This window comes from Leisingera sp. ABD4_442 (genome assembly GCF_056160905.1).
Window position 1 is genome coordinate 15,606 of the sequence record NZ_JBSWYB010000017.1, and the last position, 25,141, is coordinate 40,746.

Annotated in this window: 18 protein-coding genes; 10 read left to right on the forward strand and 8 right to left on the reverse strand. The window is 71.3% G+C overall.

Features of this window, described 5'->3' with window-relative positions; all coding sequences use genetic code 11:
• The first annotated feature begins 3 nt into the window (after positions 1-3).
• Positions 4-7,782 (forward strand): DUF7933 domain-containing protein, encoded by a 7,779-nt coding sequence (locus ACXAHG_RS13820; protein ID WP_475058169.1) that lies wholly within the window; start codon positions 4-6, stop codon positions 7,780-7,782.
• A gap of 113 nt (positions 7,783-7,895) precedes the next feature.
• Here the strand turns inward: ACXAHG_RS13820 and ACXAHG_RS13825 are convergent, their stop codons facing one another.
• From ACXAHG_RS13825 to ACXAHG_RS13835, 3 genes are all read right to left on the reverse strand, one after another.
• Positions 7,896-9,089 carry an SEL1-like repeat protein gene (locus tag ACXAHG_RS13825; protein ID WP_475045671.1) on the reverse strand — a complete coding sequence of 398 codons (1,194 nt, stop codon included), beginning with the start codon at positions 9,087-9,089 and terminating at the stop codon, positions 7,896-7,898.
• Between the two features lie 11 nt (positions 9,090-9,100).
• Positions 9,101-10,672, reverse strand: a complete 1,572-nt coding sequence (locus ACXAHG_RS13830; protein WP_475058171.1) for a hypothetical protein — start codon at positions 10,670-10,672, stop codon at positions 9,101-9,103.
• A gap of 68 nt (positions 10,673-10,740) precedes the next feature.
• On the reverse strand, positions 10,741-11,538 hold the full coding sequence (locus ACXAHG_RS13835) for a prepilin peptidase (protein ID WP_475045675.1): 798 nt from the start codon (positions 11,536-11,538) through the stop codon (positions 10,741-10,743).
• Between the two features lie 114 nt (positions 11,539-11,652).
• Between ACXAHG_RS13835 and gspG the strand changes: the two genes are divergently transcribed.
• The 7 genes from gspG (at position 11,653) to gspM (ending at position 16,449) form a co-directional block, all read left to right on the forward strand.
• Positions 11,653-12,153, forward strand: a complete 501-nt coding sequence (gene gspG, locus ACXAHG_RS13840) for a type II secretion system major pseudopilin GspG (protein ID WP_475058173.1) — start codon at positions 11,653-11,655, stop codon at positions 12,151-12,153.
• Positions 12,138-12,626 carry a prepilin-type N-terminal cleavage/methylation domain-containing protein gene (locus ACXAHG_RS13845; protein ID WP_475058175.1) on the forward strand — a complete coding sequence of 163 codons (489 nt, stop codon included), beginning with the start codon at positions 12,138-12,140 and terminating at the stop codon, positions 12,624-12,626. Before gspG ends, ACXAHG_RS13845 begins: the two co-directional genes overlap by 16 nt.
• Positions 12,611-13,042 (forward strand): hypothetical protein, encoded by a 432-nt coding sequence (locus ACXAHG_RS13850; protein WP_475058178.1) that lies wholly within the window; start codon positions 12,611-12,613, stop codon positions 13,040-13,042. The genes ACXAHG_RS13845 and ACXAHG_RS13850 overlap by 16 nt, the downstream gene beginning before the upstream one ends.
• Positions 13,039-13,707 carry a type II secretion system protein GspJ gene (locus ACXAHG_RS13855; RefSeq protein ID WP_475058180.1) on the forward strand — a complete coding sequence of 223 codons (669 nt, stop codon included), beginning with the start codon at positions 13,039-13,041 and terminating at the stop codon, positions 13,705-13,707. The genes ACXAHG_RS13850 and ACXAHG_RS13855 overlap by 4 nt, the downstream gene beginning before the upstream one ends.
• A complete protein-coding gene (gene gspK, locus ACXAHG_RS13860; protein WP_475058183.1) occupies positions 13,704-14,645 on the forward strand; it encodes a type II secretion system minor pseudopilin GspK in 942 nt (313 codons plus the stop codon). Before ACXAHG_RS13855 ends, gspK begins: the two co-directional genes overlap by 4 nt.
• Positions 14,646-14,746: 101 nt before the next feature.
• A complete protein-coding gene (gspL, locus tag ACXAHG_RS13865; RefSeq protein WP_475058185.1) occupies positions 14,747-15,952 on the forward strand; it encodes a type II secretion system protein GspL in 1,206 nt (401 codons plus the stop codon).
• Positions 15,949-16,449: a type II secretion system protein GspM gene (gene gspM / locus ACXAHG_RS13870; protein WP_475058187.1), complete on the forward strand. Its 501-nt coding sequence runs from the start codon at positions 15,949-15,951 to the stop codon at positions 16,447-16,449. The genes gspL and gspM overlap by 4 nt, the downstream gene beginning before the upstream one ends.
• Positions 16,450-16,476: 27 nt before the next feature.
• Here gspM and ACXAHG_RS13875 read toward each other — a convergent pair whose 3' ends face one another.
• On the reverse strand, positions 16,477-17,010 hold the full coding sequence (locus tag ACXAHG_RS13875) for a hypothetical protein (protein WP_475058190.1): 534 nt from the start codon (positions 17,008-17,010) through the stop codon (positions 16,477-16,479).
• A 133-nt stretch (positions 17,011-17,143) separates the two neighbouring features.
• Here ACXAHG_RS13875 and ACXAHG_RS13880 point away from each other — a divergent pair, with 133 nt between their 5' ends.
• Positions 17,144-17,611 carry a type II secretion system protein N gene (locus tag ACXAHG_RS13880; protein WP_475045688.1) on the forward strand — a complete coding sequence of 156 codons (468 nt, stop codon included), beginning with the start codon at positions 17,144-17,146 and terminating at the stop codon, positions 17,609-17,611.
• A 75-nt stretch (positions 17,612-17,686) separates the two neighbouring features.
• Here the strand turns inward: ACXAHG_RS13880 and ACXAHG_RS13885 are convergent, their stop codons facing one another.
• The 3 genes from ACXAHG_RS13885 to gspD are packed head-to-tail and all read right to left on the reverse strand — an operon-like array spanning position 17,687 to position 22,444.
• On the reverse strand, positions 17,687-18,904 hold the full coding sequence (locus tag ACXAHG_RS13885; protein WP_475058192.1) for a type II secretion system F family protein: 1,218 nt from the start codon (positions 18,902-18,904) through the stop codon (positions 17,687-17,689).
• Positions 18,901-20,421: a GspE/PulE family protein gene (locus ACXAHG_RS13890; RefSeq protein WP_475045692.1), complete on the reverse strand. Its 1,521-nt coding sequence runs from the start codon at positions 20,419-20,421 to the stop codon at positions 18,901-18,903. Before ACXAHG_RS13890 ends, ACXAHG_RS13885 begins: the two co-directional genes overlap by 4 nt.
• 13 nt (positions 20,422-20,434) lie before the next feature.
• Complete coding sequence (gspD, locus tag ACXAHG_RS13895) at positions 20,435-22,444, reverse strand: type II secretion system secretin GspD (RefSeq protein WP_475058195.1); 2,010 nt, start codon at positions 22,442-22,444, stop codon at positions 20,435-20,437.
• A gap of 161 nt (positions 22,445-22,605) precedes the next feature.
• Here gspD and ACXAHG_RS13900 point away from each other — a divergent pair, with 161 nt between their 5' ends.
• Complete coding sequence (locus tag ACXAHG_RS13900) at positions 22,606-23,847, forward strand: glycosyltransferase family 4 protein (protein WP_475045696.1); 1,242 nt, start codon at positions 22,606-22,608, stop codon at positions 23,845-23,847.
• Positions 23,848-24,209: 362 nt separating this feature from the next.
• Here ACXAHG_RS13900 and ACXAHG_RS13905 read toward each other — a convergent pair whose 3' ends face one another.
• On the reverse strand, positions 24,210-24,884 hold the full coding sequence (locus ACXAHG_RS13905; RefSeq protein ID WP_475058198.1) for a helix-turn-helix transcriptional regulator: 675 nt from the start codon (positions 24,882-24,884) through the stop codon (positions 24,210-24,212).
• Positions 24,885-25,141 lie beyond the last annotated feature (257 nt).

Sequence of the window (25,141 nt, forward strand, 5' to 3'; positions counted from 1 at the left end):
TCAATGACCCGCTTGCTGCACCGCGCCCTGCGCCTGCTTCCTGCTTTCCTGTCTCTCACCACCCCCGCAGCGGCCCTTGCAGCCCCCGTTTTCGAGGCCGAGTTCTCACCGGTTTCAATCGCCTCGGGCAACAATTCGACGCTGACCTTCACCATCACCGAATCCTCTGGCGCCCCAGCCAGCGGCCTGGCCTTCAGCGGCACCCTGCCCGCAGGCCTGACCGTTGCCAGCGGCAGCCAGAACAACAGCTGCGACGGCACCTTCACTGCAGCCGCCGGGGGCACCAGCCTGACCTTCAGCGGCGGGCGGCTCGGGGCCAGCGAGATCTGCACGATCTCGCTGCCCGTCACCTCCAGCACGGTGGCAACCCATACATTCACCAGCGGCGATCTGACCTCCTCCCAGGGCAACAGCGGCAGCGCCACCGACGACCTGACCGTCACCGCCGCCAGCGGCACCGGCTATTCCAAATCCGCCAGCCCCTCTGCGGTGGATCCGGGCAGCACCACGACGCTGACCTACAGCTTTGATGTCACCGTCCCCTCCAGCCCCGGGTTCACCGATTACCGGACCCCCTCCTTCAGCGAAACGCTGCCTGCGGGGCTGAGCTTCCCCTCGCCCGCCACCACCAGCAGCTCCTGCGGCGGCACCCTGACGGTGGATCAGGGGGCCGGCACCCTGGAGTTCGACGGCCCGACGCTGACCACAGGCGGCACCACCAGCTGCACCATCACCGCCCTGGTCCGGGCGGACACCGCGGGCAGCTACAGCCTGGAAAACGATCTCATTGTCCGCAATCCGTTCTTCACCACCATTTCCCAGGACACCGCCAGTGCCAGCCTGACCGTCAACAGTCCGGCCGCAGACAGCCTGAGCCTGATCAAGGCTTTTGACGTGATCCAGGCCAATGCCGGCGAAAGCGTGACGCTGACCTTCACCCTCAACAACACCAGCCGCAGCAGCAGCGCCGCCAATCTGGCCTTCAGTGATGACCTGGACGGCTCTTTCCTCTCCGGCGCCACTTTCAGCAGCCTCAACAGCAACAGCTGCGGCGGCTCGGTCACCGGCGCCGGCAGCAGCACGCTCAGCTTCTCCGGCGGCAGCCTGGCCGCCGGGGCCAGCTGCACCATCTCGGCAGAGATTGCCCTGCCTGCAGGCGCCGCAGACGGCACCCATACCAATACCACCAGCGCGCTGACCGGCGATCTCGGCGGCAGCCCGGTGACCGGCAGCACCGCCAGCACCACGCTCCGGGTGTTCGGCGCGGGCTCCCAGCCGCCATCGCTCAGCAAGGTGTTCACCGACAATCCGGTGACCCCCGGCTCCACCGGCACGCTGCGCTATACCATCACCAACCCGAATGCGGCCGTAAGCGCCACGGATATCGCCTTCAGCGATGTGATTACCGATATCACCGGCGCCAATAACGTCACCATCAGCACCCTGCCCGCGGCAAACAGCTGCGGGACGGGCAGCACCTTCACCCAGACCTTTCCCGGTACCGACGTCTTTGCCTTCAGCATGAGCGGCGGCAGCCTGGCCGGCGGGGCCAGCTGCAGCTTTGACCTGGTGCTCGCCGCCGCCGCAGACACCCCGCCCGGCGACTATCCTTTCTCCACCGGCGACCTGAGCGCCACCGTGAACGGCACTCCGGCCGTCGCCAGCGGCGCCAGCGCCACGATGACGATCGCAGGCGGCGCCAATCTCAGCCTGGTTAAATCCTTCACCCAGGACGCAGCCGCAGCCGGCAGCGATACTGAGCTGACCTTCACCCTCTCAAGCGCGGCGGAATCGGCCGCCACCGCCACCGCCATCGCCTTTACCGACGACCTGGATGCCTTCCTGTCCGGCACCGTCTTCAGCAGCCTCACCAGCGACAGCTGCGGCGGCAGCCTGAGCGGCAGCTCCACCCTCAGCTATTCCGGCGGCACCCTGGATCCCGGCGAAAGCTGCCAGATTGTCCTGGACATCAGCCTGCCCGCAGGCGCCGCAAACGGCACCTATACCAACACCACCAGCGCGCTCAGCGCCACGGCCGGCGGCCAGGCCACCGCTGCCAGCGCCTCCAGCGACAGCCTGCAGGTGATCTCCGCGCAGCCGCTGCAGACCGCCAAGAGCTTTGCCGCCGCCGCCCTGCCCGGCGGCACCGTCACCCTGACCTACACGCTGACCAACCCGGACAGCAGCGCCGGCTACACCGGCGGCTTCTTCACCGACAGCTACAGCACCGCGCTGAGCAGCCTGGCAGCGGTCAACAACCCGCCTGCCACCTTCACCAATTGCGGCGGCGCGCCCTCCTCCAGCGGCACCACTTTCGGCATTTTCTCCGGCCTCGACATCGCCGCCGGCAGCAGCTGCATTATCGAGGTGGAACTGCTGGTTCCGGCAGGCGCGTCGGATGGCAGCTATGGCTCGCTTAGCTCCAGCGTGACCGCCACGGTGAACAGCGCCTCGGTGGCCCTGCCCGCGATGCTGGCAAATCTGGAAGTGGATTCCGCCCAGCTGTCGCTCAGCAAATCCTACACCGATGATCCGGCGGCACCGGGCGGCACGGTGACCGCGGAATATACGCTCACCAACCTGAACAGCAGTGCTGCAAGCGCCATTGCCTTCACCGATGGCCTGGACGCGGTGCTCAGCGGCCTCGCCTCCAGCTCCGGCACGCTCAGCGATCCCTGCGGCGCAGGCTCCTCCTTCTCCGGCACCTCCACGCTCAGCCTGACCGGCGCCAGCCTTGCGGCCGGCGGCAGCTGTACCTTCAGCGTGACCCTGGCCGTCCCGGGCAGCGCCGCCGCCAATGACTACAGCGGCACGACCAGCAGCGTCACCGGCACCATCTCCGGGCTCGCAGTCACCGGCCCCGCCGCCAGCGCCACCCTCAGCGTCAGCGCCTTCTCGCGGCCCAGCTTCAGCAAATCCTTTGCAGACCCGGCCCTGGCCGCCGGCGGCAGCACCACGCTGACCTATGTGATCACCAATACCGACAGCAGCGCCAGCCTGACCGGGCTGCGGTTCTCCGATGACCTGGATGCATCCCTCAGCGGCCTCGCCGTGACCGGCGGCACCGGCAGCAACCTGTGCGGCAGCGGCTCCAGCGTGACCGGCAGCAGCACGGTATCGCTCACCGCCGGCAGCCTGGCCCCCGGCGAAAGCTGCAGCATCCCGCTGACCGTGACCGTGCCCGCCGCGGCCGCAACCGGCAGCTACAGCAGCAGCTCCGGCACGCTGACAGAGAACGGCAGCTTTGCCGCACCCGCCGCCACCGCCGCCTTCACGGTGGAACCCGCCCCCGGCTTTGCCAAATCCTTTGCCAGCGCCTCGATCGCAGAGGGCGGCAGCACCACGCTGACGCTGACCGTGGACAACAGCGCCTCGGCAATTGCCGCCACGGCGCTGGATGTGACCGACAACCTGCCCGCCGGGCTGGTGCTGGCCACGCCCGCCAATGCCGCCGCCACCTGCACCGGCGGCACCATCACCGCAACAGCCGGCAGCGCCAGCCTGAACTACAGCGGCGGCACCGTGGCCGCCGGGGCCAGCTGCACCATCACCGCAGAGGTGACCAGCGCCTCGGCCGGCAGCTACACCAACACCACCGGCGACCTGACCTCTTCCTCCGGCAATTCCGGCACCGCTTCGGCCAGCCTGAATGTGATCGGGCTGACCGTGGACACCCCCTTTACCGCCGATAACATCGTCAACGCCGCCGAGGCCGCCGCATTGACCGTCTCCGGCAGCAGCACGCTGATCGAGGATGGCCGGACCGTCACCGTCACGGTCACCGGCAGCGCATCAGCTTCCGTCAGCGGCAGCACCACCGTCTCGGGCAATGCCTGGAGCCTGACCCTGGATCTCTCAGGGCTGGCCGACGGCGGTCTCAGCCTGACCGCGGATGCTTCGGATCTGGCCGGCACGGCTGCGCGGCAGGCCAGCGCCAGCCTCAGCAAGGATGCCGCCGCGCCGGCAGGCCAGAGCGTGAGCTTTGACCAGGATCCGCTGAATGCCGCCAATCAAACCGCTGCCAGCTTCAGTTTTGCGGACGCCGAGGCCGGCAGCAGCTATGCCTATAGCATCAGCTCTGACGGCGGCGGCAGCGATGTCACCGGCAGCGGCACCCTCGCCGGCGCCACCGATCAGATCACCGGGCTGGATCTCTCCGGGCTGGGCGACGGCACCCTGACGCTGTCCGTGGTGCTGACCGACACCGCCGGCAATGCCGGCGCCGCAGTGACTGCCACCGTGATCAAGGGCAGCGCCATCCCGGGCCTCGCCTTTGACAGCCCGCTGCTGGGCGATGATGCCGCCGGCGCCTCCGAAACGGCAGCCGCCGCCCTTTCCGGCAGCAGCACGCTGATCGAAGACGGCCAGACCGTCACCGTCACCGTCACGGACAGCACGCCGGCTTCGGTCAGCGGCAGCACCACCGTCTCGGGCAACGCCTGGAGCCTGACCCTGGATATCTCGGGGCTGGCCGATGGCGATCTCAGCCTGACCGCGGATGCTTCGGACACGCTGGGCAATGCGGCGCCGCAGGCCACCGCCACGCTGACCAAGGATACCGCGGCACCGGCCGGCTACAGCGTCAGCTTTGACCAGGATCCGGTGAATGCCGCCACCCAGGCCGCCGCCAGCTTCACCTTCGCGGATGCAGAGGCCGGGGGCAGCTATGCCTTTACCATCAGCTCCGATGGCGGCGGCAGCGATGTGACCGGCAGCGGCACCCTTGCCGGCGCCGCCGATCAGATCACCGGGCTGGATCTCTCCGGGCTCGGCGACGGCACCCTGACGCTGTCCGTGGTGCTGACCGATGCGGCCGGCAATGCCGGCGCCGCAGTGACCGCCGCCGCGGCCAAGGACACGGCGGCCCCGGCCGGCCATAGCGTCAGCTTTGACCAGGATCCGGTGAGCGCAGCCAATGAAACCGCCGCCAGCTTCTCCTTCAGCGGCGCGGAAACCGGCAGCAGCTATGCCTATACCATCAGCTCCGATGGCGGCGGCAGCGATGTGACCGGCAGCGGCACCATCGCCAGCGCCGCCGGCCAGATCACCGGGCTGGATCTCTCCGGGCTCGGCGACGGCACCCTGACGCTGAGCCTGGCGCTGAGCGACAGCGCCGGCAACAGCGGCACCGCCACGGCCGCCGCGGACAAGGAAGCCAGCCCGCCCACGGTGGTGCTCGGCGGGCCGGACACGGCGCAAAGCGACCCGTTCGAGGTCACGCTGCAATTCAGCGAAACGGTCACCGGGCTGAGCCTGGACGGGCTGGAGATCACCGGCGGCAGCGCCTCGGATCTGACCGGCAGCGATGCCAGCTACAGCGTTACCGTGACCCCGGATCACGACGGCACCCTCACCATCCAGCTGAGCGCGGACGCGGTGCAGGACCAGGCCGGCAACGGCAATGCGGCCTCGGAGATCCTGGAAGCCACCGCCGAGCTGACCGGCACCCCGAACCCCTCGCCGCCTGCGGACCTGGATGGCGACGGCGTGCCCGACAGCTTTGAAAGCGCCACCGCGGACCGCGACGGCGACGGCATCCCGGATGCCGAGGATTACGACCCCCAGGGCTATTTCTACTGCGAGGACGACGGCCGGATCCTGACCGGCGGCGGCATCACCGTGACCGGGCCTTCGGGCTCCAACAGCAGCGTCGGCATCGCCAATGACATCAACATCGTGCGCGACGGCTCCAGCGGCGAATACCAGTGGTTCGCCCAGCGGCCCGGCACCTATACGGTCGCCTACAGCTATCCCTCCGGCGGCGCCGCCAGCACCGCGCGGCTCAGCTCCGGCAGCCTGGATGTAACCTCGCTGCTGCCCGCCAACCCGGCGGTGCTCGGCTCCACCCAGGTAGGCAGCACCGGGGTTCTGGCGGATGCCTCGCTCAGCGCCAACCCGGTGTTCTACGACACATTCGTGATCGAGGCCGGCGACCCCAACGTGCTGGCCAACAACATCCCGATGACCCAATGCGCAGAGAACGCGGTCACCGTCAGCGCGGCCGATGACGGTGCCGAGGCCAATGGCGGCACCCCGGATGATGCGGGCTTCACCGTCTCGCTGGAGCGTGCCTCCACCGTGGACACGGTGATCAGCTACAGCCTGGCCGGCACCGCCACCGCCGGTGCTGACTATACCGCACCGGCCGGCTCGGTAACGATTCCGGCCGGCGGCACCAGCGCAGAAATCACCGTGACCGTGCTGGAGGATCAGCTGATCGAGGGCAGCGAAACCCTGATCCTGACCCTGACCGCAGTGACCGCAGGCAACGGCGCCAGCCTCAGCACCACTGCTGCCGATCTGACTGCGACCGCCAGCCTGGCCGATGACGATTTTGCCGTCGTTGCAGTCACCAATGACGACCTCACCGCCTCGGAGAACGGCGAGGACACCGCGGCCATGTCCTTCCGGCTGCTGGGCCAGCCCGGCCAGGATGTGCAGCTGGCCTTCACCGGCGACAGCCAATGCAGCGTTTCGCCCGCCTCCATGCGCTTCGGCGCGGCCGATTTCGCCACCCCCCAGGTGCTGACCATCAGCGCCATCGACGACGAGGACGTGGAAGGCACCCACAGCTGCCAGCCTGCGGTCACCGTCAGCTCGGCGGACACCCGCTATGACGGCTTTGCCCTGACCCTGGCCCAGGTGCAGATCAGCGACGACCTGGTCGACCAGATCCGCGACCAGCTGACCGCGGTGCTGAAGAAAGACCTGGAAGAGACCGTCAAGACCCAGCAGCGCTACTTCAGCCGGATCGCCAAAGGCGCGCTGGAGCGGCTGCAGGCCGGCCAGGAAGGGCTGCGCTGCGGCACCATCGCCGCCTTTGACGTCGATGGCAGCCTGCAGGTCCAGGGCAGCACCGGCAGCAGCGCCGGCGGTTTCGGCTGGGATGTCTACAATTGCGGCAGCGGCAGCCGCGAGATCCTGGATGGCACCTTCACCCTCAGCCGTACTGACGGGCTGGGCACCCAGGCCATGCTGCAGTTCTCGCGCCAGAGCGAGCGGTTCCTGCCGGAGCAGGCGTTGCGCGGCCGGTTCTGGGGCGGTTATGTCAGCCGCACCAGCGCCGATGGCGCCGCTGACGGCTCCATCACCGGCTTTGGCGCCAATGCCGGGATCTACGGCGCCCGGGCGCTGAGCCAGGGGCTGTTCCTGGATTACTATGCCGCCGCCGCGCTTGGCCATCACCGCTACCGGCTGCGGTTTGAAACCGCCACCGACCCGATCCATGCCCGCGGCGGCTATAGCTATGCGGCCGGCTTTGCCGGGGCGGCGCTGTCCGGGCGGCATCAGCTGAACAGCATGCTGATCAGCCCGCGGCTGGGGGCCGATCTGGCCTTTGCCGAAGCGGATGACGCCAGCGTCACCGCCACCCAGCTGTCGCAAAGCGACACCGGGCGGATCGACATCCCCGGCTACAACGGCGGCCGCATCTTTGCCGAGGTGGAATTCGCCAGCCTCGCCGCTGAAGACAGCGGCGCGGCCAGCGGCCTGGCGGCGCGGCTGTCCTTTGCGCCGCGGCTGGCCTGCGAAAGCTCGTCTTACGGCGGCACCACCGGCTGCGGCGCGGGTTTTGCCTTTGCCCGCGATGTCTATGACCCCGCCACCGGCCTGCGGTACGGCTTTGAGATCGACTATGAGCATATCAACGGCAGCGACCGGCTGGCGCTGGATGTGCACCGCGAGCGGCCCTTTGCCGGCGGCCAGGGCGCCGTGGTGACCCGGATCACCGCGCCGGATGCGGACAGCCTGAAGATCGAACACGGCATCCGGCTCGATTTCTGAGCCGGATGCCCGCAGCAGGCAGCAGAACACCGAAAAAAGAACACCGGCAAAAAGAAAACAGCCCGCCTGAAAAGGCGGGCTGTTTTACTGTTCCAAAGGGCCCTGACGCAGATCTATTGCTGCGGCCCGGCTTCTGCCCTGGCCGCGGCCAGCGCCTGGGCTTCGGCCAGCTGCCCCGGGGTCATCCGGGCCTGCAGCGCCGCGCTCAGGCCGCGCGCTTCCGGCAGGCCCGCGCTGGCCGCCAGCACCAGCCACATATAGCCCAGCACATAATCCTGCGGCAGCGCGCGGCCCTCGAAATACATCCAGCCAAGATTGGCCATCGCCGCCGGATAGCCCGCCTCTGCCGAGGCCCTCAGCAGCGCAGCCGCCGCCTGCAGCCCGTCCCGGGACGGCTCCGGCTGCTGCAGCGCCAGCCAGGCCAGCTGGAACTGCGCCAGCGGATCGCCGGCCGCGGCCCCGCTGTTCAGCTGCTCCAGCTCTGCAGCGCTGCGCCCCGGCGGCGCCAGCCGGGCGTCATAAACCGGCCCCGGTTCTGCGGCGGCGCTGTCTGCCCGGGCAGCCCGGCGGTACAGCTCTGCTGCCTTGGCCTCATCCAGCGCCACCCCAAAGCCGTTCTCATGCATCACCCCGAGGTTGCGGATGGCCGGGGCCAGCCCCTGGGCTGCCGCGGCCTCGAACAGGGCAGCCGCGCGGGCATAATCCTGCGCAGCGCCCTCGCCGCGCACATGCATCAGGCCCAGGTTGTTCAGCGCCCGGGGATGGCCCGCCGCGGCCGGGCCTTCATAAAGCTGGCGCGCACGCGCCAGATCCGGCGCCACGCCGGTGCCATTCTGATAGAGCACCCCCAGGCTGACCGCCGCATCCTGATGGCCCTGCGCGGCCGCACGGCCATACAGTTCTGCCGCCCGGGCCGCGCCGCCCGCCTCCGGTGCCTGCTCCAGCACTGCCGCCAGGTCGAACAGATGCTGCGCCGCGCCGCCAGCCGCAGCCTGCTCCAGCCAGTGCAGCGCCTGATTGCGGTCCTGCGCCACCCCCAGCCCGCTGTGGTAATACTGGCCCAGCCGGTTCTGCGCCGCCGCATGGCCCTGTTCCGCGGCGCGCGCCAGCCAGCCCGCAGCGCGGGCATAATTCTGCAGCACCCCGCGGCCGTCCTGCAGCCGCAAGGCCAGCGCATATTGCGCCCCGGCCTGGCCCGCCTCCGCTTCGGCGCGCAGCTGCTCCAGCGGCAGGCCTGGCTGCTGCCCTGCGGCCGCCGCCGGCAGCACCAGCCACAGCGCCGCCGCCAGCGGGCGCAAACGCTGCAAAGGCCGCCGTCTCATTCCGCCGCCAGCCCGGCCGGGGCCGCCGCCGCCGCCAGAAAGCGGCGCGCCGCGGACTGGGCCGCGGCCAGCTGCTCCGGCGTCATCAGATCCGCCACCACACCGCGGGTCTCCAGCGCCCCGGAGCTGCCGCCTGCAGCAGCAATGTTCAGCCACTTATGGGCCTGCACATAATCCTGCGGGCGGCCCTGCCCCTTGACATAGAGCAGCCCCAGCTGGTGCTGCGCAGCAGTGTCCCCGGCGGCGGCCGCCGCCTCAAACAGCGCCGCCGCCTCATCCGGGCGCCCGCCTTTTTCCTGCAGCCGCAGGCCCAGGGCGGTTTGTGCCGGGCGCAGGCCGGCGGCCGCCTGCTGCGCCAGCCAGGCCTCAGCCGCGCTGTCCTCCTGCCGGGCAGCCGCCAGCGCCCAGGGCACCATCCGGTGCGGCGCCAGCAGCCCCTCGAGGCGGCCCGCACCGGCCAGCCGTCCCAGGTTCAGCTCTGCCTCAGTGCTGCCCAGCTCTGCCGCCGCGCGGTAAAGCGCCACCGCCTGCTCCAGGTCCGGGTCCCGGCCGCGGCCCTGCTCCAGCATGGCCGCCAGCGCCACCGCCGCCTGCGGCAGCCCGTGCTGCCAGGCGGCCTGATACATCTGCCAGGCCTGCGGCAGATCCTCTGCTACCCCGTAGGCCCCCGAATAAGCCTCGCCCAGGGCGGCCATCGCGCCGCCATCGCCCGCCGCGGCCGCCGCCTGCAGCCAGCGCAGCGCCTCGGCCGGATCGGCGGCAGCACCATCGCCCTTGAGGTATTTGCGCCCCAGCGCCGCCTGGGCCGGCACAAAGCCGCCCGCCCCCGAGCGGCGCAGCCAATCCAGCGCCGCCGCCCGGTCGCGGGCAATGCCCTGGCCGCTGTCCAGCGCATAGGCCAGGTAGAACTGCGCCTCGCCATGATCCGCCGCCGCCGCCTCCTGCAGCCAATGCAGCGCCCGGGCGCTGTCCTGCGCGGTGCCGGTGCCGCGGGCCATGGCGCGGCTCAGCTCGAACTGCGCCTTGCTGTGGCCCTGCTCCGCCGCCGCCTGCATCCAGGCTGCGGCTCTGGCGGCATCCTGCGCCACCCCGTCGCCGGCCTGGTGCAACAGCCCCAGGTAATACTGCGCCTCGCTGCTGCCGCGCGCGCCCGCCGCCAGCAGCAGCTGCGCCGCCCGCGCCGGATCCCGGGCCGGCCCGCCCGGCACCGTGCTGAGATACAGCCGCGCCAGCAGCACCGCCGCCTGCGTCTGGCCCTGATCCGCTGCCGCCTGCAGCCAGTCCCGCGCCGCCGCCGGATCGGCCGGCCCGCCCAGCCCCTCCAGCAGCACCCGGCCATAGCGGTACTGAGCAAACGCCGCATCCGGGGCCGCCGCCAGCTGCGCCAGCCCCTGCCGGACGCGGGCAAAATCCCCGGCCGCCCAGGCCTGTTCCACCTGCGCCATGGTCAGCGCCTGCGGGCTGTCCGCCACGGTTTCAGCACCGGCCGGAGCTGCCTCCTGGGCAGCCGCCCCCAGCGGCGCGGCGGCAAGGATCAGGCACAGCGGGGCTAAACGGAATAAAGTCATATCTCTCACGCGTCATCTGCAATCGGCCAAGCGGCATGCGCGGACCCTAAGGCCCGCCGCCGGCAAGATCAAACCCCTCCAGCGGCCCGCAGCAGCCACAGCACCGCCGCCGCCGCGCACAGCGCCGCGCCAAAGGGCAGCACCATGCGGCCGCGCAGCCGCCGCCGCTGCAGCCAGGCCGCCGCCAGCGCCCCGCCAGAGGCCATCAAGAGCAGCAGCGGCAGATCCAGCGCGCCGGCAAACCCGCCCAGCCCCGCCATCAGCTTGACATCTCCCAGCCCCAGCCCCTCGCGGCCGCGCAACGCCCGGTAGCCCAGCCGCAGCGCCAGAAAACTGCCGGTCCCCAGCGCCGCGCCGCCCAGCACCGCCGCCAGCCCGGCGCCGCCCGGCTGCAGCCCCATCAGCAGCACCGCCGCAAACAGCGCCGCGGTCAGCACATCCGGCAGCCGCAGCCACAGCAGATCCGCCGCCGCCAACGCCAGCAGCAGCCAAAGGAACAGGCAGGACAGCAGCACCCCGGCGGCGCTGCCGCCCGCCGCCAGCGCCAGCCCCGCAGCGCCGGCGGCGGCAATTTCGCAATACAGCAGCCAGGGCGGCACCGCCGCGCCGCAATGGCGGCAGCGCCCGCGCGCCAGGGCAAAGGACAGCAGCGGAACCAGATCCGCCGCGCCCAGGCGCTGGCCGCAGCTGCGGCAGGCCGAGCGCTGCAGCACCGCATCCTCGCCGCGCGGCAGCCGGTCGGCCAGCACCGCCAGGAACGACCCCGCGGCCGGTGCCAGCAGCAGCAGCAGCCAGGCCGCCGGCTCCGGCATCCCGGCTGTCAGCGCCGCCGCAAACCGGGCCGCAAGCGCCTCCCAGGGGCTCATTGCGCCGCCTGCATGGTTTCCCCTCTTTCCGCCCCCCTGCCGGATTGGCTATGGAGCAATGGACAAGTCCTGAGCCCCCCCTCTATCATGCCGCCGGTCAAAAGAAAGAACCCGATGCAGCCACAGCCCGCCCCCTCCCTTTGCCCGCCCCGCGCACCTGTCCAGCCCCGCCGCCGCCAGCCGCGGCAGCGGCAGAATGACGCCGGGTTTTCCCTGCTCGAACTGATGGTGGTGGTGGTGATCCTCTCGATCCTGGCCCTGGTGGTGGTGCCGCGGGTGATCGACCGGCCCGACCAGGCCCGCGCCGCCCGCGCCAAGGCCGATATCGCCGCCATCGCCAGCGCCGTGAAACTCTACCGGCTCGACAATTTCCGCTATCCGACCACCGAGCAGGGCCTCGCCGCCCTGGTGCAGAAGCCCGGCAGCGACCCGGTGCCCGCCAATTGGGCCGGGAACGGCTATATGGACCGGCTGCCGCAGGACCCCTGGGGCCAGCCCTATAACTACCTGTCGCCCGGCGTGCATGGCGAATTCGACATCTTCAGCTATGGCGCCAACGGGGTGGCCGGCGGCAGCGGCGCGGATGCGGATATCGGCTCGTGGACCCTGCAATAGAGCCTATTTCCCCGCCCCCCAAGACCCGGCTCTGCCCGCGGGCCCATCCGCAGGCAGGGTTCACCCTGGTTGAGCTGCTGGTCAGCGTGGCCATCCTGTCGGTGCTGGCCTCGGCCGCGGTGCTGGCCCTGGGCCGCGGCCCGGACCGCAGCGCCCGCGACCTGGCGCTGTTCCGCAGCCAGTACAGCGCCGCCCGCGCCCTGGCGGTGGCCGGCGGCCAAAGCCGCGGGCTTGCCATCACATCCCAGGGCCTGCGCCTGGCCTGGCACGGCCGCGCCGGCTGGGAAACCGCAGAGCGGCTGCAACCCTGGCAGGGGCGGGTGGCGCTCTCGGCGGGGCCTGCCGCGGCCCCCGGCGCCCCGGACATCGTGCTGCTGGCCAACGGCCGCTCCAGCACCTTCAGCATTGCCTTTGGCAGCGCCGCACGCTGCCGCACCAGCGGATGGGAGGCACTGGCATGCACCGGAGACTGACCCCGCCCCCCGCCGGTCTCCCCGCCTCCGCTGCAGCCGCGGCCGGCCGCCGCCCGCGGCGCTCTGCCGCCACGGCCGGGCTCACCCTGATTGAGCTGGCCATCGCCATCTTCGTGCTGGCGGCAGCCAGCGTTGCCCTGCTGCGCAGCGCCGATCAGTCGCGGCTGGCAATCGGCGGCGAGGCGCCGCGGCTGCTGGCCCGCACCGCCGCCCGCAACCGCGCCGAGGAGCTGCAGCTGCTGGGACCCGCCGCCCGGCTGCCGCAGCAGACCGAACTGGGCGGCATCACCTTCACCCTGCAGGCCCGCCGCGAAACCACAGCTGCCGGGCTGATCAAAACCGAAATCGCCGCCCGCGCCGAAAGCGGTGAAGCCGCAGCACTGACGCTCTACCTGCCCGCCGCGGGGCTGCGATGAAGGCCGCGCGGGGCGCCGCCGACCGCGGCCTCAGCCTGATTGAGCTGGTGGCGGCGATGGCCGTCTTTGCCCTGGTGGCAGTGCTCGGCGCCCAGGCCCTCGGCGGCATGATCCGGATGCGCGGCACGCTGGAGGCCCGGGCCGCGGAAACCGCTGCTTTGGCACAGGCGCTGAGCCTGCTGCGCGCGGATCTGTCGGCGGCGGTGCCAATGCTGTTCTACCCGCCGGGCCGGGGCGCGCCGCAATCGGCGCTGATGCTGCGCGGCGGGGTGCTGGCCATTTCGGCGGGCGGCCAGCCGGCGCTGGATCCCGATCCCGAGGCCCTGGGGCTGCAGCGGATCGAATGGCAGCTGCAGGGCGGCCGCCTCAGCCGCCGCATCTGGCCTGCGCTGACCCCCGCCCGCGCCGCCTCCCGGCTGCCGGCAATGACGGTGCTGGACGGGGTCAGCGCCTTGCAGGTCCGCAGCTACTGGGACGGTGCCGGCTGGGTGGAGGGCACCGCCGCGCTCAAGCCCCGGCCGCAGGGCAGCACCGCGCCGGCCGCGGATGCCGATCAGGCCGACACCGCCCCGGAGGTCTATTCCAGCAGCCTGCCGCTGGCGGTGGAAGTGCGGCTCGAGACCCGGGATTTCGGCTCTGTCCGGCTGCTGGAGACCCTGAAATGAGCCGCCGGGGACCCAACAGCCGCGGCTTTGTCCTGGTCAATGCGCTGGTGCTGGTGGCAGCGCTGTCGGCGGCGGCGGTGCTGCTGCTGGCACGCGCCGAAGGCGGCCGGGCGCGGCTGCAGGCAGAGCTGCAGGCGGATCAGCTGGCGCTGGCGCTGGATGCCTTCGATGCCCTGGCCATCACCCTGCTGGCGCAGGACCGCAATGCCACCGATCATCCTGGCGAGGCCTGGGCCCAGGTGCAGGCAGGACACGCACTGGCACAGGGCACGGTCAGCGGCCGGATCGAGGACCTCCAGGGGCGTTTCAATGTGAACTGGCTGGCGGATCCGGACAATACGGCGGCCCGCGCCGCCTTTGCCAGGCTGCTGCAGACCCTGGGGCTGCCGCCGCGCACCGCAGACGCCATCCGCGCCGCGCTGAAGCCTGGCGGGCCGCAGGACCGTGCCGCCTGGGCACGGCTCGACCCGCCGCTGGACCCGGTTGGCGGCGCGCTGCTGGACGCCGGCCAGCTGGCCGGCATTCCCGGGCTGCCGCCGCGCAGCTACCAGCGCCTGCGCCCATATATCACCGCGCTGCCCGGCGGCAGCCGCCTGAATGTGAACACCGCCCCGCCCCAGGTCCTGGCCGCCTTTCTGCCGCAGCTGCCGCCCGCCGCCCTGGCCCGGCTGCAGGCAACGCTGCCCGCAGCCTCGCCCCAGGCCTTTCTGATTGCCGCAGGCCTGGCCCGGGCCGGCGCCGGCCAGGCCGCGGAGCAGAACGGTGACACAGATCCGGAGCAGCTGACGGCGGCGCAGATCACCGTGGTCTCGCAGTGGTTCCGGGCCAGCGCAGAGGCGCAGCTGGGCCCGCTCTCGGGCCGCCGCAGCACGGTGCTGCGCAAAACCGGCGGCGCCCGGCCGCCAGCCGTGGCCTGGCGGCTGACCCGGCGGCCCTGAACCACGGCCCCCGCCCCGATTGCGCATTGCACTTGCGCCGCCCCGCCCCCATTCTGCGCCGCGCAGACCCAATCAGCATTCAGCAACAGGAGCCCCGGGCCATGCCCTCTGCCAGCGCCAAGCCAGACACAGCCGCGGAGTTCGTCCGCCTGGGCCCGGACGGCACCGCCGCAGCCGCCGCGCATCAGGTGGTGGCGGTGCCGGGCGAGACGGTGCCGCTGTTTGCGCTGGATCTGCCCGCCGGGCTGCGCGGCCAGGCCCGGGAACAGGTGGCCCGGCGCCAGCTGGCCGCCCGGCTTGGCCTGCGCGGCAGCCAGTTTGCCATGCAGCCCTTTGCCCCGGACCGCAAGACCGCCGCCGCCTGGACCCGGGCGGTGGCCGCTGACACCGGCTGGCTGGACAAGCTGCGGCAGCTGCCGGGCCGGGCGGTGCTGCCCGACTACCTGACCTTGCCCGCCGCCCCCGGGGTCTGGACACTGGCCCTGCGCGGCAGCGGTGCCGGAGCTGCCATCAGCGCCCGGCTGGGGATTGAGGACGGCTTTACCGCCCAGGCCCCGCTGGCCCGGGTGATGCTGCAGCAGGCGCTGGACAGCCAGCCGCCGCCCAAGGCGCTGCTGCTGCCGGAAACCGCGCCGCCGGAATTTGCCGCCCTGGCCCGCAGCCGCGGCATCCCGGTGGCCGCCAGCGCCGCTGCGGTGGCGGCGCTGGGGCTGCCGCAGCCGGTGGTGCTGGGCCATGGCGAGCTGGCCTGCGACCTGCGCGCCAACCCGATGGCGGCCCAGGCCCGGCTGGAACGCGCCCTGCGGCCCTGGCGCTGGCCGCTGCTGGCGCTGGCGCTGGCCGCCGCCCTGTGGAGCGCCGCCCAGATCACCGCCATCCGCCGCATCGAGGCCGGAACCTCCGCCGCCGCCGCCGCCACTGCCGCCCTGGTGCAGACCCATTTCACCAATGGCGCCCCGGTGCTGGACGCGCGGCTGCAGATCAGCCGCGCGCTCTCGGCCCTGCGCCGCGGCAGCGGCGCTGCAGCGCAAGCCGATGTGCTGGATCTGACCCGCCGCACCGCGGCGGTGGCCGCCGCCGCGGGCGCCCGGGCCGAAAGCCTCAGCTACCAGCAGGGCGAGGCGCTGCGGCTGGCGCTGCGGCTCACCGATTTCGCCGCCGCCGACCGGCTTGCGGCGGCGCTGCGGGCGCAGGGGCTGGCGGTGCAGCTGACCGATTCCCGGGCCGATGGCAGCGAGGGCGGCGTCTTTGCCGAATTTGCCATCACCGCAGACAGCCGCCCGGCCCCGGACGGAGACCGCCAATGAGCGCCCGGATGATCTCCCGCCTGGCCGCCCTGCTGCTGCCGCTCAGCCGCCGCGAACGGCTGCTGCTGGCGGCGCTGGGTCTGGCGGTGCTGCCGCTGGCCATCGGATTTCTGCTGCTGCTGCCGCTGCATGAGCGCCGCCAGGCCGCGGCTGCGGCGCAGGCAGAGGCCATCGCGCTGCAGGCCTGGGCGGCAGAGCGGCTGGCCGAGAAACAGGCGCTGGACCGCAGCGCCCCGCCTGCCCCCGGCGCTCCGGCCGGCCTCAGCGGCATTGAGCAGAAACTGGTGGCCGCCGGGCTCCGGCGCCAGCTCAGCGGGCTGGGCAGCGGTGCCGGGGACACGCTGGAGCTGCGCTTCGCCAGCATCGGCTTTGATGAGCTTGGGGCGTTTCTGATGGGCGCGCATCCCGCCTGGGGCTACCGCCTGCGCAGTTTCCGCTTTGAGGCCCTGGAGACCCCCGGACAGGTGGCCGCCTGGATCACCCTGGAGCCGCAATAGGCCGCCAGGGCGGTTGCAGGCCCCGGCTTAGAGCCTGTCCAGACGGGCCCGGATGCTGGCCCGGCGCCCGGCCAGAGAGCCCAGCGGGTCCAGGCTGGCATGGGATTTCAGAACTTCGTCCAGCGCGGCCTCTGCCGCCTGCAGCTGCTGTTTCCCGGCCGCCGCCTGGCCGCCCGCCAGCAGCGACAGCCCCAGCTCATGCTGGGCGGTGCCCTGCACCGCCAGCGCCGCCGCCCGGGCTTCGCCGGACTGGCCCTGGGCCAGGGTTGCAGCCGTTTTGGCAGCAGCGGCGAAATCGCCGCCGCGCAGCTCGGCATGGGCATATTCCAGCTGCAGCCGCGGCGCCAGCGGCCCGGCCTGGCCGATCAGCTTCAGATAGGCGCGCTTGGCCTGGGCATACTCGCCGCTCTCCAGCGCGTTGCGGGCCACCGCATACTGCTTCTGGAAACCGCCCTGCCCCGAAGGCGCCGCGCCGCAGCTGCCAAGCAGCAGCACAAGCGCCATTCCGGCCAGCCCGGCCCTGCCAGCCCGGGCCGGAATTGCAAAGGTGGATGCCTGCATCTGCTGCTCTCTTTCCGGCTGCCCGATTGATGTGTTAATTGTTGCGGAAAATTTACCATGCCCGGCGCCGCCCGTCCATGCTTGCGCAGCAGGGCGGGCGGGGGCACTTGAGGCGGTTTTGGGAAAGGATCCGATGCGTCTGATATCTGCAGCCTGCACGCTGCTGGCGCTGGCCGCGGCCGGTCAGGCCGGGCATCTGCTGTGGCAGGAAACCCGGGCCCCGGCCCGCCTGCCTGCGGCCGCGGCAAACGCGGTTCCGGAACCGCTCGCGCAGCCCGCTCCGGCGGCCGCGCCGCCGCGCAGCTGGGCGCCGCTGTTCGGAGAAAAGCAGCCGCCCCGGCCGCAGGCCGCCGCCCCGGCCCCGGCGGCCGCTGCTGCGGCGCCGCCAAAGCCGCCTCTGGCCAGCCTGGGCTATGCGCTCCAGGGGGTGGTGCAGGCAGGCGAAACCACCTGGGCAATGATTTCCCACCCGGCCGGCGCGCAGCTGCTGCGGGCCGGAGACAGGCTGCCAGGCGGCATCACGGTGGAGCGCATCGACAGCCGCGGGCTGTGGCTGTCACGCAGCGGCGGCGCGCCCGAACTGCTGGATTTCCCGCAATAGAGCCTGTTTTTGCTCTGCTGTGCCCGCCCCGGGGCGGTCTCAGCGGAAGCAGGCCGGCGCGGCGGGGCACGGGCCTCAGCCCGCTATGGCAGCCTGCAGATCGAAGACCGGCAGCAGCACCGCCAGCACAATCACCAGCACCAGCCCGCCCACCAGCATCATCAGCACCGGCTCCAGCAAGGCGGCAATGCGCTTGCGTTCGGTCTGCAGCCGGTGCTCTGTCAGATCGGCGGCACGGGCGGTCATCCGGGCCAGCTGCACCGACACTTCGCCGGCGCTGATCAGCTGCCGCGCCACCGGCGGCAGGAAGCTGAGCCGCCCCAGCGCCTCCGACAGGCTCTCGCCCTGGCGCACCGCCGCCGCCGCCGCCGCCGCCTCCTCCTGGAAACCGGCGGTCTCCAGCACCCCGGCAGCACTGCTGGCCGCGCTCAGCACCGCATGGCGCGATCCCAGGACCAGGGCCAGGGTGCGCATATACTGCACCGCCTCTCCCAGCCGCAGCAGCCGCCCGGCCACCGGCAGCCGCAGCAGGATCCGGTCCCGCAGGCGGCGCAGGCGGGGCACCCGCGGCACCGCCGCCAGCCCCCCGGCCAGGGCGGCCGCCAGCAGCGCCAGCCCCGCCGCATGCGCCCGCAGCGCCTCCGAGACCGCCAGCACCGCCACCGTCAGCGGCGGCAGCGGGCGGCCGGTCATTTCGAACATCGCCACGATTTCGGGCGCCACGCTGGTCATCAGGATGCCGCAGACCAGCAGCGACACCGCGGCCACAAACCCCGGATAGACCAGCGCGGTGGCGATCTGCGCGCGGCCCGTGTTCTGCTGCTCCAGATGGGCGGCCAGCCCGTCAAACACCGCGGCCAGCTCGCCCGCCTCCTCGCCCGCCCTGAGCGCGGCCAGGTAATAGGGCGGAAACCCCGCTCCCGCATCCGCCAGCGCATCCGACAGCGCCGCCCCGTCCAAAAGCGCCGCCCGGGCCTGGGCCGCCACCGCATCCAGCGCCGGATGGCCGCCCGCGCGCACCGCTTCCAGCGCCTCATCCGCGGGCAGCTCTGCCGCCAGCATCACCGCCATCTGGCGGGTGAACACCGCCTGCAGCTCCGGCAGCAGGCGGCGCTGGCGCCAGCGCCGCGCCAGCCCCCCCTTCGCCCCGCGCGGCTGCGCCTCCGCCAGTTCGGCGGGAAACAGATCCTGCGCCGCCAGCTGGGCCGCGGCATCGGCTTCGGTCTCTGCCACCACAGTGCCGCGCCGCTTGCGCCCGGCACCGGTATAGGCGGTATAGGCATAGGCCTTCATGCGCCGTCCCCGGCGACCCGCAGGGTTTCCTCCAGGCTGACCAGCCCGGCGGCGGCCGCGGCCAGCCCCTGGCCCAGCAGGCTGTCCTGCGGCCGCAGGGCCAGATCGCGCAGCGCCGCCTCGCCGGCCCCCTGGTCAATGGCCCGGCGCAGCGCCTCATCCGCTTCGGCGATCTCAAAGATCCCCAGCCGCCCGGCATGGCCGCTGCCGCCGCAGGCGGCACAGCCGCCGCCCGCCCGGTACAGCTGCGCCGGCTGCGGCAGCCCGCAGCGGCCGAACAGCTCTGCCGCCCGGGCGCCGGGCGGCTCCGGCCGGCGGCAGTCCCGGCACAGGCGGCGCAGCAGCCGCTGCGCGATCACCCCGCGCAGCGTGGCGGCAATCAGAAAGTTGTCGACCCCCAGGTCGCGCAGCCGCACCACCGCGCCGGCCGTGCTGTTGGCATGCAGCGACGAGAACACCAGATGGCCGGTCAGCGCCGCCTGCGCCGCGGTCGAGGCGGTTTCGGCATCGCGGATCTCGCCGACCAGGATCACATCCGGGTCCTGGCGCAGGGTGGCGCGCAGCCCGGCCGCAAAGCTCATGCCGATGCCGGCATTGATCTGGCTCTGGGAAATCCCCGGCAGGTCGTATTCCACCGGATCCTCGACAGTGACGATATTGCGTGCCGCGCGGTCGGCCAGCTGCAGCAGCGAATACAGCGTGGTGGTCTTGCCCGCCCCGGTCGGCCCGGTGGCCAGGATAATGCCGTTGGGATATCCCGCCAGCCGCTGCAGCAGCGCCTGCTGATCCGCGCTCAGCCCCAGGCCGCCCAGCGGCAGCAGCCCTGCCGAGCGGTCCAGGATCCGCAGCACGATGCGCTCGCCGTACTGGCCGGGCAGCGAGCTGACCCGGGTGTCGATCACCCGCCCGCCCAGCGACAGCGGGATGCGGCCGTCCTGCGGCAGCCGGGTCTCGGCAATATCCAGCCCCGCCATCACCTTGAGCCGCGACACCACCCGGCGCACCGGCACATCGCTGCGGTCCAGCACCTCCTGCAGCACCCCGTCGACGCGCATCCGGACCCTGAGGCCGCCCTCATGCGGCTCCACATGCAAATCCGAGGCGCCGCCCTGCACCGCCCGCCGCAACAGCTGATTGACCAGCTGGATCACCGGCGCATCGCCGGGCTCGTCCAGCAGGTCGCGCTGGCGGCGGGCAAAGGCCGCCTCCTCCAGATCAAAGCTGAGGTCCGCGCCTGCCTCCGCGGCCTCTGCCCCCGCGGCGCTGTCCTGGTAAAGCCGCGCCAGCGCCGCCTCAAACCCCATCCGGCCGAGCTGCTCCACCGCCTCCAGCGCGGTCTCCGGCCCCAGCTGCCGCTGCGCCTCGCGCAGGCCCAGCTGGGTGGCCCCGGGGCCGGCCAGCAGGCGCAGGCCGCCCGGGCCCGCCTGCAGCAGCACCTGCTGGTCGCGGGCAAAGGCAAAGGGCAGCCGCGGCGGATACGCCGCCGCCCCGGGACCGGCCCCGGGTTCCGCTGCCATCCCGGCTGCGGTCTCAGTCCTGGCCGCTGAAGCGGAGGCGGCTGGGGAGCGGGGGATAGTTCCGGCGTTGTGCAACGTCATCAATGAATCCGGCATCAAAGGGCTGATTCAGGTCGGCGCCGTCAAACGGCAGCGCGCCGACCCGGGAGTGCGGAAACCGGCCGTCGTCCAGCGGTGCAATGGCGGCGCTGGCGCTCTGCGCCTTGCGCGACAGCTGGCGGGTGATCCGGCGCGCCTCGGCGTCCGAGGCCACCACCTGCGGCCGCAGCAGCACCAGCAGCACCCGCTGGTCGCCGGTGGCATTCTTGCCGCGGAACAGCCCGCCCAGAAGCGGCAGCTTCGACAGGCCGGGCACCCGCTGGTCCACCGCGCCGGAGCCGTTCTCCAGCAGGCCGCCCAGCATGATCACCGCCCCGTCGCTGACCAGCGCAGAGGTCGACAGCGACCGCCGCGAGGTGATCTCGCCGCCCGAGGAGGCGGTGGCATTGGTCAGATTGGACACCTCCTGCTTGATCAGCAGCCGCACGGTGCGGTCGGCGTTGATCTGCGGGGTAACATTGAGGGTGAGGCCGACATCCTGGCGCTCGATGGTCTGGAACGGGTTGTCCACCGCGCTGCCGCTCACGGTGGAGAAGCTGCCGGTGACAAAGGGCACATTCTGCGCCACCACGATTTCCGCCTCCTGATTGTTCAGGGTCAGGATCGACGGGGTGGACAGCAGCCGGGTGGAATTCACCGTGGTGATGGCGGTGAGCAGCCCGGCAATGCCGTCGCCGTCCTTCAGCCGGGCGCCGCCGATGACACCGGCCGCCCCCACCTCCAGCGCTTCGCCGCTGCTGGCGGCGGAAATCAGGTTGATCAGGCTGCTGCGCCCCGGCAGGGTGAACTGCACCCCGCCCACCAGCGCATCATTCAGCACCGCGCCGAATTGCACCGACAGGTCCGACAGCCCCTGCACCGACATTTCAAAGATCACCGCCTCTACCAGCACCTGGGCCGGGCGGCGGTCCAGATGGCGCACCATCTGCACGATATCATCGATCTGCTCCTGCGGCGCCGAGACCAGCAGCGTGTTGGTCTGCGGCTCCGGCACGATGCGGACCGGGGTGCGGCCGGTATTGTCCTGGGTATCGTTGAGGGTGCGCATCACCACATCGGCAATCGCCGCGGCCTCGGCATAATTCAGCCCGATGCTGCGCGCCGCCACCCGGTCGCGCTGGGTGTCGAGCTCGGCCGCCAGCACCCGCACCCGGTGGCGCAGCGCCTCGGAGCCGGAAACCACCAGCGCATTGGAGCGGCGGTCGACGCTGATCGCCGCCTCCTCCGGCAGGATCTGCATTGCCTGCACCACCTGCATCACATCCGCCGCGGCGGCGTTCTGCAGCCGGATGATCTCCACCGGTGCCTGCTTGCGCGGCTTGTCCAGGCTTTCGATCAGCCGCGTGATCCGCTCCAGATTGGCGCCGCGGTCCGACAGGATCAGCCGGTTCGAGCCCGGCACCGCCGTCATCACCGCCTCGGCCGGCAGCAGCGGGCGCACCACCTCGATCACCTCCTGCAGCGGGATCTCCCGGACCGGGATCACCCGGGTTTCAAAACCGCCGGCCTGCCCCCCGGCACCGCCCGGCGCCAGCTCCCGCGCCGCATTGACCGGCACGATCCGGTCGGCGCCCGCGCCTTCGACCAGGGTCAGCCGGTTCAGCTCCAGCACCGCCAGGAACACCTCATACAGATCCTCCGGCGACATCTGGTCCGGCGCCAGCACCGTCACCGTGCCGCGGGCATTTGCATCCAGCACAAAGCGGCGGCCGGTAGCCTCGGAGACAATCTCAACAAAGCTGCGCAGATCGGCATCGCGCAGGTCCAGCGTCACCTGCGCCGCAGCCGGGCCGCCGGACCAGGCCGCCAGGCCCAGTGCCGGCATCAGTATCAGCATCAGCCTCAGCATCACCGCCCGCCCCGGGGCCAGCGCCCGCAAAATCAGCGCTGCTGCGGCCTGCCGCATCTGTGCCTGGTCTGTCATTGGCCTGCTCTCTGGTTCCGCGCCGCCGCCTTCCCGGCGGCGGCCCTGCCTGTTCCGGCGCATCATAGGGCAAGCGGCAGCGAAACACACGGGATTCTCTGCGGGCGGCCGCGTGCAGCCTGCGCTTGCATCCGGCCCGCCTGCGCGGCAAGCATGGGCCCATGAAAATTTTATTTGTGCATCAGAACATGCCCGGCCAGTACCGGGAGCTTGCGCCCTGGCTGGCGGCCCAGGGCGGCCATGAGATTGTTTTCCTGACCCAGCGCAATGACGTGCAGCTGAAGGGGATCAAAACCGTCACCTACAAGCCTTTCCGCACCCCCGCCCAGGACGCCTTCGGCCTCTCCAAGGACTGGGAGGCGGCCACCGGCACCGGCCTCGGCGCGGCGCTGGCGGCGCGGCAGCTGCGGGAGGCGGGCTTTATCCCCGACATCATCATCGGCCATACCGGCTGGGGCGAATTGCTGTTCATCAAGGACCCCTACCCGGATGTGCCGGTGATCGGCTTTTTCGAGTATTTCTACCGCACCTCCGGCGGGCTGGTCGGGTTCGACCCGGACAACCCGCCCAACGACCAGGCCTATTTCTTTGCCGAGGCGCGCAATGCGGTGCCTTACGCCAGCATCGAACAGGTGGACCTGGGCCATGTGCCCACCGCCTGGCAGCGCGACCGCTTCCCCAAGAGCTTCCACGACCGGATGTATCTCTGCCATGACGGCATCCGCACCGATACGCTGGGGCCGGATCCAGACGCCAGCATCGGGCTGGGACGGCTGGAGCGCCCGCTCAGCCGCGACGACGAGGTGGTGACCTATATTGCCCGCAACATGGAGCGCGCCCGCGGCTTTCACATCATGATGCGCGCCCTGCCCCGGATCCAGGCGCAGCGCCCCAATGCCCGCATCCTGATGATCGGCGGCAACGAGACCTCCTATGGCGCCGAGAGCAAGCACCCCGGCGGCCTGCGCGGCGAGATGGAGGAGGAACTGGGCAGCAGCGTCGACTGGAGCCGGGTGCATTTCCTGGGCAAGGTGCCTTACGCCGATCTCTGCCGGATCATCCAGATCAGCCGCTGCCACATCTATCTGACCATGCCCTTTGTCCTCAGCTGGTCGCTGTTGGAATCGATGGCGATGCAGGCCACCGTGGTGGCCGCCGATGTGGCGCCGGTGCGCGAGGCCATCACCCATGGCGAGACTGGCCTGCTGGTCGATTTCTTCAGCCCTGAGAAACTGGCTGATCAGGTCGCGGATGTGCTGGCCAACCCTGGCGATTACGCCCATATCGGCCCGGCGGCCCGCGCCCATGTGGTGGAGAAATACGATTTCCTGACCCGCTGCCTGCCGGAGCATATTGCGCAGATCAATGCCCTCGTGCCGGAGGCACGGAGAATTAAAGTCTAGCCGGAGGCACGGAGAATTAAAGTCTAGCCGGAGGCACGGAGAATTAAAATCTAGCCGGAGGCACGGAAAATTGTGAGCTGGGCCGGAGGCACGGCGGCAAAACCTGCAGCCGGAAGCACGGCGGGCAAAGATCCCGCCGCGAACGCGAGGCCGGGCTCTCACCCGGCGCTGCAGGCCCCAGCGCCCAAGGCTTTTCTGAAAAGCCTTGGCAAAAGTTTTCCAAAAACTTTTACGCGGCCTGCCGGGCCGTGCCGTCTTTGGCCACCGGCCGGATGCGGCGGGCCCCGGCCCCGCCCGCATCCGGCAAGCGGCGTTCCGGCCGGTGCGGCCGGGCGCGCCCTCCTAAAAGCTCCCCCGGGCCGTCAGTGGCGGCGCAGCCCCGGCCCGGGCCCGGTCTCCGGCGGCGGCAGCTGCTCCGAGGCCCAGAGTGCGGCCTGGGTGCGGTTCTTGGCGCCGATCTTGCGGAAGCAGGTGCGCAGATGCACTTTCACCGTGGCCTCGCAGATGCCCAGCTCATTGGCGATGCTCTTGTTGGTGGCGCCTTCGGTCAGCTTGGCCAGGATCAGCTGCTCGCGGTCCGACAGGCCGTGGCTGCCGGATCCGTTGCGGCGCCGCTCCACCTGCGGCTGCACCGTCCGGTCTGCCGCCGCCATCTCTCCTGCCGCCGCCTCCGGCAGCACGATACGGTAGCCGTCCTGCACCACCTGCAGCGCCGCAATCAGCGCATCGGCGGATTTGCGCTCCGGGATCACCGCCTCGGCATACTGGCTGAGCCGCGCCTGGGTGGCGGCCGGGCAGTGATCGCCGGTGACCAGGATCAGATGCGCGCCGCCCTTGCGCGCGCGGAAGGCGCGCAGCGCCGCCTCCAGGCTGTCGCCCGCCTCATGGCTGTAGAACAGCACCATGTCCTGGGCGGGCAAGGGCGGCAAATCCGCCAGGCTGCCGCAGCAGCGCCCGGTTTCGTAATCATGCGCTTCACAGATGGTCAGAAACATGTCCCTGAGAAGCCTGCTTTCCCCCACAATGTGCACAGGCATCCAAAACTCCTTTACTCATAACCCGCGCCGGTTTCAGAAACCGGCCCGTCCCCCAGGAGCGCGCGGCCAAGGCGGCCTGCCCCCGCAGGCGGCCCTGGCTGCAATGCGCTGCCGCTCCCTGAAACACACGTTGCCCGCCTGCTGCCATCCCGGCCCCGGCCGCGCCCCGGCGCCGCCGTTTCCCGATCGTGATAAATACAGAACACGCCCGGAAAAAAACCTCCCAGCCCGGGCTGCGCAAACGGGCGTCCAAACAC

Bases quoted from the DNA above. Each gene is read 5' to 3' on its own strand.
- ACXAHG_RS13900 (WP_475045696.1), top strand. From the start codon at position 22,606: ATGAAAATTTTATTTGTGCATCAGAACATGCCCGGCCAGTACCGGGAG.
- ACXAHG_RS13850 (WP_475058178.1), top strand. From the start codon at position 12,611: ATGCACCGGAGACTGACCCCGCCCCCCGCCGGTCTCCCCGCCTCCGCT.
- ACXAHG_RS13835 (WP_475045675.1), bottom strand. From the start codon at position 11,538: ATGAGCCCCTGGGAGGCGCTTGCGGCCCGGTTTGCGGCGGCGCTGACA.
- ACXAHG_RS13885 (WP_475058192.1), bottom strand. From the start codon at position 18,904: ATGAAGGCCTATGCCTATACCGCCTATACCGGTGCCGGGCGCAAGCGG.
- gspK (WP_475058183.1), top strand. From the start codon at position 13,704: ATGAGCCGCCGGGGACCCAACAGCCGCGGCTTTGTCCTGGTCAATGCG.
- gspM (WP_475058187.1), top strand. From the start codon at position 15,949: ATGAGCGCCCGGATGATCTCCCGCCTGGCCGCCCTGCTGCTGCCGCTC.
- gspL (WP_475058185.1), top strand. From the start codon at position 14,747: ATGCCCTCTGCCAGCGCCAAGCCAGACACAGCCGCGGAGTTCGTCCGC.
- ACXAHG_RS13890 (WP_475045692.1), bottom strand. From the start codon at position 20,421: ATGGCAGCGGAACCCGGGGCCGGTCCCGGGGCGGCGGCGTATCCGCCG.
- ACXAHG_RS13820 (WP_475058169.1), top strand. From the start codon at position 4: ATGACCCGCTTGCTGCACCGCGCCCTGCGCCTGCTTCCTGCTTTCCTG.
- ACXAHG_RS13905 (WP_475058198.1), bottom strand. From the start codon at position 24,884: ATGCCTGTGCACATTGTGGGGGAAAGCAGGCTTCTCAGGGACATGTTT.
- ACXAHG_RS13880 (WP_475045688.1), top strand. From the start codon at position 17,144: ATGCGTCTGATATCTGCAGCCTGCACGCTGCTGGCGCTGGCCGCGGCC.
- gspG (WP_475058173.1), top strand. From the start codon at position 11,653: ATGCAGCCACAGCCCGCCCCCTCCCTTTGCCCGCCCCGCGCACCTGTC.
- gspD (WP_475058195.1), bottom strand. From the start codon at position 22,444: ATGACAGACCAGGCACAGATGCGGCAGGCCGCAGCAGCGCTGATTTTG.
- ACXAHG_RS13875 (WP_475058190.1), bottom strand. From the start codon at position 17,010: ATGCAGGCATCCACCTTTGCAATTCCGGCCCGGGCTGGCAGGGCCGGG.
- ACXAHG_RS13830 (WP_475058171.1), bottom strand. From the start codon at position 10,672: ATGACTTTATTCCGTTTAGCCCCGCTGTGCCTGATCCTTGCCGCCGCG.
- ACXAHG_RS13855 (WP_475058180.1), top strand. From the start codon at position 13,039: ATGAAGGCCGCGCGGGGCGCCGCCGACCGCGGCCTCAGCCTGATTGAG.